At 65.3% G+C, this 13,810-nt stretch carries 10 protein-coding genes and 1 pseudogene; 7 read left to right on the top strand and 4 right to left on the bottom strand.

The window, feature by feature from the left end; translation table 11 throughout:
• The 7 genes and pseudogenes from AX735_RS25625 to AX735_RS04735 all read left to right on the top strand — a co-directional run.
• Positions 1 to 244: pseudogene (locus AX735_RS25625) on the top strand (DUF721 domain-containing protein); the annotation flags it as partial.
• Positions 241 to 963, top strand: a complete 723-nt coding sequence (locus AX735_RS04760) for a thioredoxin domain-containing protein (protein ID WP_066276411.1) — start codon at positions 241 to 243, stop codon at positions 961 to 963. The pseudogene AX735_RS25625 and the gene AX735_RS04760, both read left to right, overlap by 4 nt.
• Before the next feature lie 73 nt (positions 964 to 1,036).
• A complete protein-coding gene (locus AX735_RS04755; protein WP_066276405.1) occupies positions 1,037 to 1,783 on the top strand; it encodes a thioredoxin domain-containing protein in 747 nt (248 codons plus the stop codon).
• Between the two features lie 114 nt (positions 1,784 to 1,897).
• A complete protein-coding gene (gene smc / locus AX735_RS04750) occupies positions 1,898 to 5,341 on the top strand; it encodes a chromosome segregation protein SMC (protein WP_066276428.1) in 3,444 nt (1,147 codons plus the stop codon).
• Positions 5,342 to 5,406: 65 nt separating this feature from the next.
• On the top strand, positions 5,407 to 5,682 hold the full coding sequence (locus AX735_RS04745) for a BrnA antitoxin family protein (protein ID WP_066276404.1): 276 nt from the start codon (positions 5,407 to 5,409) through the stop codon (positions 5,680 to 5,682).
• A gap of 143 nt (positions 5,683 to 5,825) precedes the next feature.
• Entirely contained in the window at positions 5,826 to 6,269 is a 444-nt protein-coding gene (locus tag AX735_RS04740; protein ID WP_137776234.1) for a hypothetical protein, read from the top strand.
• Complete coding sequence (locus AX735_RS04735; protein ID WP_231750025.1) at positions 6,269 to 8,560, top strand: adenylate/guanylate cyclase domain-containing protein; 2,292 nt, start codon at positions 6,269 to 6,271, stop codon at positions 8,558 to 8,560. The genes AX735_RS04740 and AX735_RS04735 overlap by 1 nt, the downstream gene beginning before the upstream one ends.
• 50 nt (positions 8,561 to 8,610) lie before the next feature.
• Here the strand turns inward: AX735_RS04735 and katG are convergent, their stop codons facing one another.
• The 4 genes from katG to coaD all read right to left on the bottom strand — a co-directional run bounded on the left by katG (position 8,611) and on the right by coaD (position 13,736).
• Positions 8,611 to 10,842, bottom strand: a complete 2,232-nt coding sequence (gene katG, locus AX735_RS04730) for a catalase/peroxidase HPI (protein ID WP_066276418.1) — start codon at positions 10,840 to 10,842, stop codon at positions 8,611 to 8,613.
• A gap of 106 nt (positions 10,843 to 10,948) precedes the next feature.
• On the bottom strand, positions 10,949 to 12,001 hold the full coding sequence (gene queA, locus AX735_RS04725) for a tRNA preQ1(34) S-adenosylmethionine ribosyltransferase-isomerase QueA (RefSeq protein WP_066276399.1): 1,053 nt from the start codon (positions 11,999 to 12,001) through the stop codon (positions 10,949 to 10,951).
• Between the two features lie 139 nt (positions 12,002 to 12,140).
• Positions 12,141 to 12,761 carry a peptidylprolyl isomerase gene (locus tag AX735_RS04720; protein WP_066276416.1) on the bottom strand — a complete coding sequence of 207 codons (621 nt, stop codon included), beginning with the start codon at positions 12,759 to 12,761 and terminating at the stop codon, positions 12,141 to 12,143.
• 474 nt (positions 12,762 to 13,235) lie between these two features.
• The gene (coaD, locus tag AX735_RS04715; protein ID WP_060979926.1) at positions 13,236 to 13,736 is read right to left on the bottom strand and encodes a pantetheine-phosphate adenylyltransferase; all 501 of its coding nucleotides are present in this window, start codon (positions 13,734 to 13,736) and stop codon (positions 13,236 to 13,238) included.
• Positions 13,737 to 13,810: the final 74 nt, after the last annotated feature.

The following is a 13,810-nucleotide window of genomic DNA, read 5'->3' as shown; positions in this document are numbered from 1 at the left end:
GCCGCGCCCTGCCCCGCCGCCATCGCTGCGGACCATCAGCATCGCGCCAGCCGATGGCCTCAAGCCCATTGCCGACCCCGAACTGCAGTCCGTGCTCGAATCGCTGGCGCGCAGCCTGGAGGAAAAGGAAGCGCGCGAGGCCGCTTCAAAGGCTCCCCGGCCAGCCCCGGTTCAGCTAAGGAGCGACAATCTGAAACCCGTGCGCCTGTTCGCGCCGCCCCTGCCTGATGAGGTTGATCGATGATTGCGCCGTTGCGCCCGCTTCTTGCCGTTTCCGCCATCGCGCTTGCTGCCGCCGCGAGCCTATTTGCCGTATCGCCCGGTGCCGCACAAAAGGCCGCAGCCCCGGCCGACTGGTCCAACCGCGTGAGCCAGAGCCAGGTCGGCGGGCATGTTCTGGGCAACCCGGCCGCGACGCAGAAAATCGTCGAGTACATGAGCTATACCTGTCCGCACTGCGCTGCGTTCGATCAGGAATCGGATCCCGCGCTGGCCGATGGCTTCATCTCTAAAGGCAAGACCAGCCTGGAGGTGCGCAACTTCATCCGCGATCCGCTCGACATGACCGTCGCACTGCTTGCACGCTGCGGCGAACCGCGCAGCTTCTTCCGCCGCCATCACGGTCTGCTCGCCAGTCAGCGCACCTGGATGACCAAGGCCGGGAGCCTGGGCCGCGAAGGCCAGGCCGCCTGGTATCAGGGCGACATCAACGCCCGGCTGAAGCGCATTGCCAGCGATCTTGGCCTGTATGACGAGCTGCGGCGGCATTCGCCGCTGGCCACCAATGCCCAGATTGATGCGTGCCTTGCCAACAAGGCCGAACAGGGCAAGGTGCTGGCGATGACCAAGTTCGCCAGCGAGACCGTCAAGATCGAAGGAACGCCCAGCTTCACCATCAACGGCAAGCTGCAGGCCAATGTCTATGACTGGAAAAGTCTGGAACCGCTGCTGGCCAGCCGCTAGAGCAGAACCCACGCATTTTCCGACCCGCGGGGTCGAACTTCCCCCTGTTTCCGATGACAAGGACCAAATCTGTATGAAGCGTTTTGCCAGCCTGATCGCCCTGCCCCTGATGCTCTCCGTCGCCGCGTGCAGCGGTGAAGCCGACAAGGCCGCGGAAGGCGCTCCCTCCGGCGAGCCGATCGCCGCCATCCCCGCGCCTGCCGGCAAGAACTGGACCGAAACCGTCACCAAGACCGACAAGGGCTATTATGTGATGGGCAATCCCGATGCACCGATCAAGCTGGTCGAATATGCCTCGCTCACCTGCAGCCATTGCGCCGAATTCGCCGAACAGGCCTTTGCGACCATCCGCGACAAATACGTCGCCAGCGGCCGCGTGAGCTATGAATTCCGCAACTTCGTGCGCGAACCGCTCGATCTCACCGCATCGATGCTGACGCGTTGCGGGCCAAACGAGAGCTTCTTCGCGCTCAGCGAGCAGGTGCTGGCCAATCAGGCGGACATCTTCACCAAGGCGCAGGCCATGGGCCAGCAGCGCTTCGAGGCGGCGCTCGCCCTGCCCGACAATCAGCGCTTCGTCGCACTGGCCGAAGGCACCGGTCTGATCGACTTCTTCGCTCAGCGCGGCATTTCGCGCGATCAGGCGCTGCAGTGCCTGACCAATGTCGAGACCGCGCAGGCGCTGGCCGAGAACACCCAGACCGCGACCAAGGAAGACGATATCCAGGGCACGCCGACCTTCTATATCAATGGTCGCAAGGTCGAATTCACCGGCTGGCCGGCGCTGGAAACCGAAATCCAGGCGATGGGGGCGCGCTGACCCGGAGCCATTGAAGGGGGTTCGATGGACCATGGGGGATTGATGGCGGATGAGGCTGGCCAGGCTGCGGTGCCGGGCCAGACAAGTCACGCGCCCCCTGCCTTCACTGCCCCGATGCGTTTCAAGCGGCTTAAGCTCAGCGGGTTCAAGAGCTTCGTCGAGCCCGCAGAACTGCGCATCGAACCCGGCCTGACCGGCATTGTCGGCCCCAATGGCTGCGGCAAGTCCAACCTGCTCGAGGCGATCCGCTGGGTGATGGGCGAAAGCTCGGCCAAGTCGATGCGCGGCGGCGGCATGGAAGACGTGATCTTCGCCGGGACCGCCACCCGCCCCGCGCGCAATTTCGCCGAAGTCGCGCTGCTCACCGAGGTCAGCCAGCCGGTGCTCGCGGCGGTAACGGTGGAGGATGGCGAGCTCGAGGTCGTCCGCCGGATCGAGCGCGGTGCGGGCAGCGCCTATCGCGCCAATGGCCGCGACGTGCGCGCCAAGGATGTCGCGCTGCTCTTTGCCGATGCCGCCACAGGCGCGCACAGCCCGGCGCTGGTCAGCCAGGGGCGGATCGCCGCGGTCATCTCCGCCCGCCCGGTCGAGCGGCGCCAGATGCTCGAGGAGGCCGCCGGGATCGCGGGCCTCCATGTCCGCCGCAAGGATGCCGAGCAGAAGCTGCGCGCGACCGAGACCAATCTGGAGCGGCTGCAGCAGGTACTCACCGACATGGAGGCGCGCTCGGCCAATCTGGCGCGTCAGGCCAAGGCGGCGGAACGCTACCGCGCGCTCAGCCACCAGATCGCGGTGGCTGAGGCGCGCGCGCTTTTCGCGCGCTGGCGCACCGCGGCCGAGACGGCCAAGCAGGCGCGCGCCGAGGCTGCGGCGGCAGAGGCAGCCGTAGTTGCGGCCCAGACGGCACAGAACGACGCCCAGGCCGGGCAGCGCAGCGCGATCGAGACGCTGGCCGAGACTCGTGCCGCGCTGCAGTCGGCGCGCGATGCCGCCCAGGATCTGGCATTCCGGCTCTCTTCGCTGACGGCAGAGCGCGATGCCGCCGTGCAGCGCCTTTCCGATCTCGACCGGCAGCAGAAGCGGATTGCCGAAGACAGCGCGCGCGAGGACCGGCTGACCCATGATGCCACCGCCGCGCTCGAACGGCTGGAGGCGGAAAATGCCCGCGTCCAGGCCGATATCGCTGCCGAGGAAGCGCGCGGCCCCGTGCTCGTCCATGCGCAGGACAATGCCGAGCGCGCGGTGCGCGAGGCCGAGGTCGCGCTCGCCGAAGCGAGGGCCGAGCTGGCGCGCACCGATGCCGATATCAAGGTCGCCGATGCCGCGCTCGCCACCGCACTGGCGCGCCACCGCCGTGCAGATGAGGAATTGCAGCGGACGCGGGCGCAGCTTTCCGGGCTCGGCGATGCGGCCGAGCTGGCACGGCTTCGCGACGAGGCGCTGGCCGAATGCGCGCAGGCGGCGCAGGCCAAGGCGGCGGCAGAGGCCGCGCTGGCCAAGGCACAATCGGATCGCGATGCTGTCGTTCCGGCGCGCGATGCGGCGCAGAGCGAGCTAGCGACGCTGCGCGCTGAGCTGAACGCGATGACGCGCGAGATCGACGCCTTGACGCGCGACCTGGCCAAGAAACCCGGCGGAGGCGAGCGCGCGCTCGACCAGGTTCAGGCCGAAAGGGGATTTGAAAAGGCGCTCGCCGCCGCGCTGGGCGATGACCTGAGCGCTCCGATCGCAGAGCCTGCCGGAGAAGGGCGGTGCTGGACAGGGGCCGCTGTGCCCGTCGATCGCCCTGCCCTGCCCGATGGCTGCGTCTGGCTCGCCGACCATGTCCGGGCGCCCGAGGCTCTCGCTGCGCGGCTGTCGCTCGTCATGGTTGCACATATCGATGCCGGACAGGCGCTCGGTCCCGGCGTTCGGCTGGTAACGCGCGATGGGCGTGTGCGCCGCTGGGACGGATTTGTATCGAGCGGCGACGGTGCGGCGGCGGCAGAACGGCTGGAGCGACGCACCCGGCTGACCGAGCTCGAGGTGGCTCGGCCTGCGCTGGCCGAACGGCTGGAAGGCGCAGAGACGGCTCTGGCGCTGGCGCAACAGCAACTCGCCGATCTGCAGGCGCGGATCGCCGAGCATAGTCGCGCGCTGGGAACAGCCGAAGCTGCCGAACGCCAGGCGCTGCGCGATCGCGACCAGACCGAGCACGCGCTGCAGCGCGATGCCGAGCGCCGCGACGATCTCGCCGAGCGTATCGAGCGCCTTGCTGCCGATGCCGAAGCCGCGGCGCAAGACCTGAGAGCAGCCGAAGCAGCGCGCGCTGGCCTGCCCGATGGCGCAGCGCAGCGCGAGCAAGTGGCTGTTCTCACCGAACGCACCGGCGCGGCGCAAACAGGCCTGCGCTCCGCAATGGCGGCGCTGGCGACGCACGCCCAGACCTTGTCAGCCCTGCGCGAGCGGCGTGCCACCGTGCGCGCCGAGATCAAGGGCTGGCAGGGTCGATCGGGCGAGGCCGCACAGCGGCTGCGCGAGATGCAGGTGCGTGCGGCCGAGCTGGAGCAGGAACGTGCTGGCATGGCGGCCAAGCCCGAAAAGCTGGGCGAGACGATCACAGCGCTCCAGGCATCGCTCGCCGAGGCACGCCAGGCGCAGTCCCTGGCGGAGGCGGCGTCGCATGCAGCAGAAAAGGCGCTGGCTGAGGCCGAGCGACTGGCTGCGGCGACATCCGAAGCGCTCGCCCTCGCCCGCGAGCAGCGCGCTGGCGCATCCGCGCGAGCAGAACATCAGGACCAGCGACGCCTCGAGCTCGCGCAAGGCTGCGGCGAGCGCTTCCAGTGCCCGCCCCCGCTGCTGCCCGAACGCTTCGCGTTCGATCCGGCTCAGATCGCGGCGGCCGAGACCGAAGCCGCCGAGCACGAGCGGCTGCACCAGGCACGCGAGCGGCTGGGTGCGGTCAACCTCATCGCAGCGGACGAGCTCGCATCACTCGAAACCGAAATGGCGACGATCCGGGCCGAGCATGACGAACTGGTCGAGGCGATCGCAAGATTGCGTGGTTCGATCGGCGCGCTCAATCGCGAGGGCCGCCAGCGGCTGCTCGCCGCGTTCGAGACGGTGGACGGCCATTTCCGCACGCTGTTCGCGCGGCTGTTCAACGGCGGCAAGGCGCATCTCGAACTCATCGACAGCGACGATCCGCTCGAAGCCGGGCTCGAGATCATGGCGCAACCCCCGGGCAAGCGCCTCTCCTCGCTGACGCTGCTCTCGGGCGGCGAACAGGCGCTGACGGCGGTGGCGCTCATCTTCGGCCTGTTCCTCACCAACCCCGCGCCGATCTGCGTGCTCGACGAGGTCGACGCACCGCTCGACGATGCGAATATCGACCGGTTCTGCGACCTGCTCGATCACATGGCCGTGGTCACGGACACCCGATACCTCATCGTCACGCACAATGCCGTGACGATGAGCCGCATGCACCGCCTGTTCGGCGTAACCATGGTCGAGCGCGGGGTGAGCCGCCTGGTCTCGGTCGACCTGGGCGGCGCCGAGCGGCTGCTGGCGATGGAATAAGTTGACGAGGCGGGTTATTGTAGTTGCAATATTGATACCTGAACCAGGTTGGGAAACAGACCATCATGGCTTCACCGCATGAGCCCTGGACTGATCCAGACGACACACCCGAATGGACAGATGACCAGTTCCGCCGCGCCGCTGTCTGGCATGGCGACAAGCTCATCCGCCCCGCCGATGGCACCCTCACCCGCCCCGGTCGGCCCAAGTCTGACAATCCCAAGCAGCAGGTGACCTTGCGGCTGGACCGCGCGGTGCTTGAAGGGTTTCGTGCCACCGGCCCCGGCTGGCAGAGCCGGATCAATGCCGAGTTGCGCAAAGCCCTGAAGCTCAAGGATTAACTTCGCGCAATCGGCTGATTGCAACAAACGACTGGGCGCGTGCGCGCTGTCACAGATTATTGTCCTCCTTATGGCAAATCAGCGGTTAACCGTGCTTGACATGCGCCGTTACCAATAGGACCAGTTTGGCGGGGACGATCGACATGACATCAGATTCCAGTCCGGACGCGCTTTCGGAAATGCGCGCCGCCAACCTGCACCTTCAGGCGACGATCGACGGTCTGCGCCAGGCACTGGAAGCCGCCGCCAACGATGCCGATCGGCAGATCACGCGCGCCCGGTCCGAAGAGGCGGCGCGCATCGCCGATCTTACCACGACAATCCAGCAGATGCGTGACCAGATGGAAGCGCAGCAGCGTGCGTCCGACCACGCTCTGCAGGCCGAGCGCGCAGCCGCACAGGCCGAGATCGTGCAGCTCAAGGGCAGCATCGATGCGCTGCGCCAGACGCTGGATGCCGAGCGCACCGCCGCCGTCCAGGCACGAGCCCGCCAGGAGTCGGATCATGCGCTCGAACGACAGGCGCTTCAGCAACAGATCCAGGCGCTGCGCGAGCGGATGGAAGATATGACGAGGGAAAAGGCCTGATGAGCGTAGGCACCGATACTCTGGCGCGGCCGATGACCGAGAGCCAGCGCGCCGCCGCGCTGCGCCGCACCGAGGTGCTGCTGGAGGTCACCCGCAAATGCGCGACGATGACGCAGATCGATGGCGTGCTGGCGATGCTGGTCGAGCTGACCTCGCGCGAGCTCAATTGCGATCGTGGGACCCTGTTTCTCAACGATCCCAAGACCGGCGAGCTTTATTCGCGCTTCGCCCAGGGCAGCCAGAGCCTGGAAATCCGCATCCTCGCCAATTCAGGTATTGCGGGGCATGTCTTCCAGACCGGCGAGTCCCTGCTTGTCGACGATGCCTATGCCGATCCGCGTTTCAACAGCACGGTCGACCAGCGCACCGGCTACAAGACGCGCAATATCGTCTGCGTGCCCGTGCGCACGCCACTGGGCCAGATCATCGGCGTGATGCAGAACATCAACAAGCATGACGGCAACTTCACCACCGATGACGTTGCCCTGCTCGAGGAGATGACCAGCCAGGCAACCGTTTTCCTGCAAAGCCTTCAATCGATCGAGGAGATCGAGCAGGTCCGCGCCAAGGAGCTCGCCTTCCTCTCGATGATCTCGGAGATCAGCTCGGAAGTCGACCTGACCCGGCTGCTCCAGCGCGTGGTGGCAGAGACAGTGCGCATGTTCGAGGCCGAGCGCGCGACGATCTTCATCCACGACAAGGCGACCGACACGCTGTTCTCGCTGTTCTCGGCGGGCGGCAAGGTCAACGAGATCCGCTTCCCGTCGAGCGTCGGCATCGCGGGCACGGTGTTCACCACGGGCCAGAGCCTCAACATTCCGCACGCCTATGCCGACCTGCGCTTCAACCCCAGTTTCGACCGGCAGACGGGCTTCTTCACCCGCTGCATCCTGTGCGTGCCGATCATCAACAAGCAGGGCGAGGTCATCGGCGTCACCCAGGTGCTCAACAAGAAGACCGGCGCGTTCACCGACAAGGACGAGCAGCAGCTCAAGACCTTTACCGGTCAGATCGCCATCGCGCTCGAGAATTCCAAGCTGTTCGACGATGTGCAGCGGATGAAGCTGTACAATGAATCGGTGCTGCAGAGCATGTCGAACGGCGTGCTGACGCTCGATCCGCTGGGCAAGATCATCACCTGCAACCAGGCGATCGAGCGCATCTGGTCTTGCAAGGCCTCCGAACTTCAGGGGCGGCTGCTGTCGGACCTGCTCGACGAGCGCGGCAGTTGGATCCTCGACCGGATCGAGAAGGTGAAGGAAGAGCGCAGCAGCGACGTCTTCCCAGATGCAGAGGTGGCGCTGTCCGGTGTCACCAAGTCGGTCAATCTCACGATCATGCCGCTCGTCTCCGAAAGCGACGACAGCAAGCTGGGATCGATGCTGATGGTCGAGGACATCAGCAGCGAGAAGCGCATGAAATCGACCATGTCGCGCTATATGGACCCGGTCATCGCCGCGCAGATGATGGACAATGACACGCTCGACCTGCTCGGCGGGGTCAGCGCCGAGGCGACGATCATGTTCACCGACGTGCGCGGGTTCACGACCATCACCGAGGAATATGGCGCGCAGGGCACCGTGTCGTTCCTCAACGAATATTTCAGCCTCATGGTCGAGTGCATCACCGCGCAGGGCGGCATGCTCGACAAGTTTATCGGCGATGCGATCATGGCCTGTTTCGGCCTGCCCATGCCCCACGACGACGATCCGGACCGCGCCGCGCGCGCCGCGATCAACATGATCCGTACGCTTTGGGAATGGAATGCCCAGCGCCGCGACCGGGGCCTCAAGATTGTGGACATGGGCGTCGGCATCCATACCGACCATATCGTCTCGGGCAATATCGGCAGTCCCAAGCGGATGGATTACACCGTGATCGGCGATGGCGTGAACCTCGCCAGCCGGCTCGAAAGCGCGTGCAAGGCCTATTCGGCGCGCATCCTGGCGAGCGAGAACACGGTGGCGCGGTTCAACGGCACCTACCGGATGCGCGACATCGATCTGGTGGTCGTCAAGGGCAAGACCGCGCCGGTGCGCGTGTACGAACTGCTCGATTATCATGACGCCCAGACCTTCCCGGCGATGCGCGACGTGCTCGGCCATTTCGAGGACGGCATTCTTGCCTATCGCGCCGCGCGCTGGGACGAGGCGATCACCCGCTTCGAGAAATGCCTGTCGCTCAATCCCGGCGACGGCCTGTCGCGCACCTATGTCGAACGCTGCCGCATCTTGCAAGCGACCCCGCCCCATGGGGAGTGGGACGGGGTCTGGGTGATGAAGGACAAATAGGCCTGCATCCGGTGGCGGCATGTGGGCCGCCGCCACCGGGGCGGGGAAGCTTATTGCAGGCCGAGGTTCATCACCTTGGTCCAGGCGGCGACAAAGTCCTCAGCGAACTTCTTTTCGCCATCGCTGGCGGCATAGACTTCGGCCACCGCACGAAGCTCCGAATTCGATCCGAAGATCAGATCGACCGGGGTAGCGGTCCACTTGAGCTGGCCCGACTTGATGTCGCGTCCTTCATACAGACCCGCTTCGCTCGGCGACTTCGTCCACTTGTTGCCCATGTCGAGCAGGTTGACGAAGAATGCGTTGTTCAGCTGACCCGGCGTGCTGGTGAACACGCCATGCTTCGCGCCGCCGGTATTGGCGTCGAGCGCACGCAGGCCGCCGACCAGCACGGTCATTTCGGGCACCGTCAGGCTCAGCATGTTCGCACGATCGACCAGCATGTCGACCGGCGACATCACGCTGCCCGCACCATAATAGTTGCGGAAGCCGTCTGCGGTCGGCTCGAGCGGTTCGAAGGCTGCCACGTCGGTCTGCGCCTGGCTGGCATCGCCGCGGCCCGGCTTGAACGGCACCGTCAGGCTGTGACCAGCCTTGCGCGCGGCTTCCTCGATACCAGCATTGCCTGCAAGCACGATGGTATCGGCGAGCGAGATCTTCTTGCCGCCCTTCTGCGCCTTGTTGAAGCTGGTCTGGATCGCTTCCAGCTTGGCCACCACCTTGGTGATTTCCGCCGGGTTGTTGACCGCCCAGTCCTTTTGCGGGGCGAGCCGCAGGCGTCCGCCATTGGTGCCGCCACGCATGTCGGTGTCGCGATAGCTTGCCGCTGCCGCCCAGGCGGTGCGCACCAGTTCCTGCGTGGTCAGTCCCGAGCCCAGGATCTGCGCCTTGAGCGAGGCGACATCCTGCGCATCGACCAAGGGGTGATCGACTGCCGGAACCGGGTCCTGCCAGATCAGATCGACCTTGGGAGCATCGGCGCCCAGATAGCGCCAGCGCGGACCCATGTCGCGATGGGTCAGCTTGAACCAAGCGCGGGCAAAGGCATCGGCAAACGCGTCCGGGTCCTTGTGGAAGCGCTCGGACACCTTGCGATATTCGGGGTCCATCTTCAGCGCGAGGTCGGTGGTGAACATGATCGGTGCGTGACGCTTGGTCTTGTCATGCGCGTCGGGGACCAGGTTCGCGGCGCTCTTGTCGCTGGGGATCCACTGGATCGCACCGCCGGGGCTGCGCGTCTGCACCCAGTCGAAGCCGAACAGATTGTCGAGATACTGGGTGGTCCAAGCGATCGGGTTGACCGACCACGCGCCTTCCAGCCCGCTGGTCACCGCATCGACACCCTTGCCCGTGCCGCACTTGTTGACCCAGCCGATACCCTGCTGTTCGGTCGGCGAACCCGCCGGATCGGCACCGATGCACTCTTCGGCCTTGTGCGCACCATGCGCCTTTCCGAAGGTGTGCCCGCCCGCGATCAGCGCGACGGTTTCCTCGTCGTTCATCGCCATGCGGCCGAAGGTTTCGCGAATGTCCTTGGCGGCAGCCAGCGGATCGGGATTGCCGTTCGGGCCCTCGGGATTGACGTAGATCAGGCCCATCTGCACCGCAGCCAGCGGCTTTTCGAGCTTGCGATCACCATGATAGCGATCGGCGGCGAGGAACTTCTTCTCGCGGCCCCAATAGACCTTGTCTGCTTCCCAGTCGTCGGTGCGACCGCCGGCAAAGCCGAAGGTCTTGAAGCCCATCGATTCGAGCGCGACGTTGCCGGTCAGCACCATCAGGTCGGCCCAGCTGAGCTTGCGGCCGTACTTCTGCTTGATCGGCCACAGCAGACGGCGCGCGCGATCGAGATTGGCGTTGTCGGGCCAGCTGTTGAGCGGCTCGAACCGCTGCTGGCCGCCGCCAGCGCCGCCACGACCATCGGCGGTGCGATAGGTGCCCGCGCTGTGCCAGGCCATGCGGATGAAGAACGGACCGTAATGGCCGTAATCCGCCGGCCACCAGTCCTGCGACGTGGTCATCAGCGTCTTGATGTCGGCCTTGACCGCCGCGATATCGAGCGTCTGGAACTCCTTCGCATAGTCGAAATCGTCACCCATCGGGTTCGATTCGCGCGCATGCTGGCGGAGCGGCGACAGGTCGAGCCGCTCGGGCCACCAGTCCTGGTTCGAATTGGCCGCAGCGGGATTGACCTGCGGCTGGGTGGCGGGCTGCGCAAAGGCGGCAGGCGCCGAAAGCGTGAAAGCGAGCAAGGCAATCACGGAAACGGAGGTGCGACTCATCGGGTTGATCTCCTGCAATGGGACGGCGCATTCGCCGTTCACTGGAGATTAATCCGGGACGAGTTGATCGGGAAAACCGAAAATACTGATCTATGTTAGTGACGGACTAGATCAGCTGATCGCGCTCTCCGGGCAGCAGCAGCGAGGAGTCGCCATAGGAATAGAAGCGATACTCGTTCGCGATCGCGTGGGCGTAAGCCGCTTTCATCACATCGAGCCCCATCAGCGCCGAGACCAGCATGAACAGGGTCGAGCGCGGCAGGTGGAAGTTGGTCATCAGCCCGTCGATGCCCTTGAAACGATAGCCCGGCGTGATGAAGATCGAGGTGTCGCCCTCGAAGGGGCGGATGATATCGTCGTCGCCCGCGGCGCTTTCGATCAGGCGCAGCACGGTGGTCCCCACCGCGATCACGCGGTTGCCGCGCGCGCGGATGGCATTGAGGCGGTCCGCCGTCTCGGCATCGATGCGCCCCCATTCGGCGTGCATCTGGTGGTCGTTGGTGTCGTCCGCCTTGACCGGAAGGAAGGTCCCCGCACCGACATGCAGCGTCAGCATGGCATGCTCGATCCCGGCCTCGCCAAGTTCCGCCATCAGCCGGTCGGTGAAGTGCAGCGAGGCCGTGGGCGCAGCGACCGCACCGTCCTTTTGCGCAAAGCGGGTCTGGTAATCCTCGCGATCGGCCTCGTCGATCTCGCGCTTGCTCGCGATATAGGGCGGCAGTGGCATTGTGCCTGCCCGCTCGAGCAGGATCTCGACGGGCTCGTCGCCCTGAAAGTCGAACACGATCGAGCCGTCATCCGCCTTGCTCTCGACCCCGGCCATCACGCCCGCGCCGAAATGCACGACATCGCCCTCGCGCAGTCGTTTGGCGTTGCGCACGAACGCCTGCCAGCGGCGCAGATCGATCCGCTTGTGCAGCGTCGCGCCGATGCGCGCCTGGCTGCCCAGCTTCACCCCCTCGAGCTGCGCAGGGATGACGCGGGTATCGTTGAACACCAGGCAGTCGCCAGGGTTCAGCAGGCGTGGCAGATCGCGCACCGTCGCATCGGTCATGCTGCTGCCCTGCACGTGCAGCATTTTCGCCGCATCGCGCGGGCGCACAGGGCGCAGGGCGATCCGTTCCTGGGGAAGGTCGAAGTCGAATTCGTCAACGCGCATCGTCGGGTGCAATCCATCCAGCAAGGTTCTTCATCCCCGCGCAGGCGGGGGTCCCGCTTTCCGGTTCAGCGTCAGGTGCCAGGCGGGATTCCCGCTTTCGCGGGAATGACGATGGATTGCAAGATTGCTTGAAAAGCGATCAGTTGCTGATCGGCGCGTTCAGCTCGTCGACCGAGATCGCGCGCTCGGCAGGCTGGGCCTGGGCCGCGTAATTGGGCTCGGGCTTGTTCTGCGACTTGAGCGAAGCCTGCAGGATGCGCGCCGGGGTGCTCGGCGGCTCGCCGCGCGGCACGGCGTCGACATATTGCATGCCCGAGATCACGCGGCCGAAATTCGTATAGCTGTTGTCGAGCGAGAAGCGCGGATAGAAGACGATGAAGAACTGGCTGTTGGCGCTGTTCGGGTCCTGCGCGCGGGCCATCGACACGCTGCCGCGCAGATGCGGGAACTTGTTGAACTCCGCCGCGACATCGGGAAGGTCCGAACCGCCGGTGCCGGTGCCCGTCGGGTCGCCGGTCTGCGCCATGAAGCCTTCGATCACGCGGTGGAAGATGATGCCGTCGTAAAAGCCCTGGCGGGTCAGCGTCTTGATCCGCTCGACATGGTTGGGGGCAATTTCCGGGTAGAGCTGGATCGTCACCCGGCCACCGGTCGACAGGTCGAGATACAGGATATTGTCGGGATCGGCCTTGTCGGGCGTCGGCACCAGCGATGCGCCGACAGCAGAGGCATCGGCAGCGTTGCTGTCACGCTTTTCCAGCGATTCCTTTTCGGCATCGCGCGCAGCCTTGCGGGCTTCCTTGTCCTTGTCTTCGGACGCCTCTTCCTGCTCCTTGGCAGCCTTGCGCGCCTCCTTCTCGGCCGCCTTGGCCTTCTTGTCCTCTTCCTTCTGCGCCTGCTTGGCCGCCTTTTCGGCTTCCTCCTGCTGCTGCTTGCGGACCCTGGCCGCTTCCTTCTCGGCCTCGCGGGCAGCGCGCGCGGCGGCCCTGTCCACCTCGATCTGCGACTGTTCGGTCGGCGCGGAATCCTGCGCCTGGGCAGCGATGGGGGCGAGCAGCATCGGGATGAACGACAGGGCAGCAAGCGATTTCAAGATATTGGGCATATAACCGGGCATTCCTGTTCCATTCATCCGGGGCGGCGTGGCAAAGCCTGCCCCATTTCGGGCATGGCTATAGCCAAAGCATCTGAGCCTGTCATGAATGAACTTGGGCAGCGCGTGGTGTACGCAGGATCACCCCTTGAGGCCGGTTTCGCGTACCCGTTTCTCGACATCGATCCGCACCGCATCGGTCACGAAACGGTGGATAGCGCCGCCATAGAGCGCAATTTCCTTGACCAGCCGCGATGCGATCGGCTGCAGCGCGACGTCCGCCATCAGGAAGACGGTCTCGATCCGGTCGTTGAGCTGGCGGTTCATGCCCGTGAGCTGATACTCATATTCGAAATCGGTGACCCCGCGAATGCCGCGGATGACCACCGATGCGCCCTGCGCCTCGGCAAAGTCCATCAGCAGCGAGCTGAACCCGACCACGCTGATATTCGCGCCCGGAATCTGCGCGACCTCGCGCCGCACCATCTCCATGCGCTCCTCGTCGGAGAACATCGGGCTCTTGGCGATATTGGTGGTGACGCCGACGATCAGGTGGTCGACCAGCTGCGCCCCGCGCTGGATGATGTCCATATGACCCAGCGTGATGGGATCGAACGTCCCCGGGTAAACGCCAATCCGCATGATCTTCTTCCCCTTTGCGATGCCGCTTTTGCGGTCAGTTGTCGCGTTCGACGATGTAGCGCGCCAGCGCGCGC

Origin of the sequence: Blastomonas sp. CCH1-A6, assembly GCF_001556365.1 — a bacterium.
Taxonomy (GTDB): domain Bacteria; phylum Pseudomonadota; class Alphaproteobacteria; order Sphingomonadales; family Sphingomonadaceae; genus Blastomonas; species Blastomonas ursincola.
Note: the sequence above shows the minus strand (reverse complement) of the source record. Positions and strands in the feature narration are given on the sequence as shown.

What these genes read in the sequence shown, in the direction of transcription:
- AX735_RS04760 (WP_066276411.1), top strand. Translation starts at nt 241, where the DNA reads ATGATTGCGCCGTTGCGCCCGCTTCTTGCCGTTTCCGCCATCGCGCTT.
- AX735_RS04755 (WP_066276405.1), top strand. Translation starts at nt 1,037, where the DNA reads ATGAAGCGTTTTGCCAGCCTGATCGCCCTGCCCCTGATGCTCTCCGTC.
- smc (WP_066276428.1), top strand. Translation starts at nt 1,898, where the DNA reads ATGCGTTTCAAGCGGCTTAAGCTCAGCGGGTTCAAGAGCTTCGTCGAG.
- AX735_RS04745 (WP_066276404.1), top strand. Translation starts at nt 5,407, where the DNA reads ATGGCTTCACCGCATGAGCCCTGGACTGATCCAGACGACACACCCGAA.
- AX735_RS04740 (WP_137776234.1), top strand. Translation starts at nt 5,826, where the DNA reads ATGACATCAGATTCCAGTCCGGACGCGCTTTCGGAAATGCGCGCCGCC.
- AX735_RS04735 (WP_231750025.1), top strand. Translation starts at nt 6,269, where the DNA reads ATGAGCGTAGGCACCGATACTCTGGCGCGGCCGATGACCGAGAGCCAG.
- katG (WP_066276418.1), bottom strand. Translation starts at nt 10,842, where the DNA reads ATGAGTCGCACCTCCGTTTCCGTGATTGCCTTGCTCGCTTTCACGCTT.
- queA (WP_066276399.1), bottom strand. Translation starts at nt 12,001, where the DNA reads ATGCGCGTTGACGAATTCGACTTCGACCTTCCCCAGGAACGGATCGCC.
- coaD (WP_060979926.1), bottom strand. Translation starts at nt 13,736, where the DNA reads ATGCGGATTGGCGTTTACCCGGGGACGTTCGATCCCATCACGCTGGGT.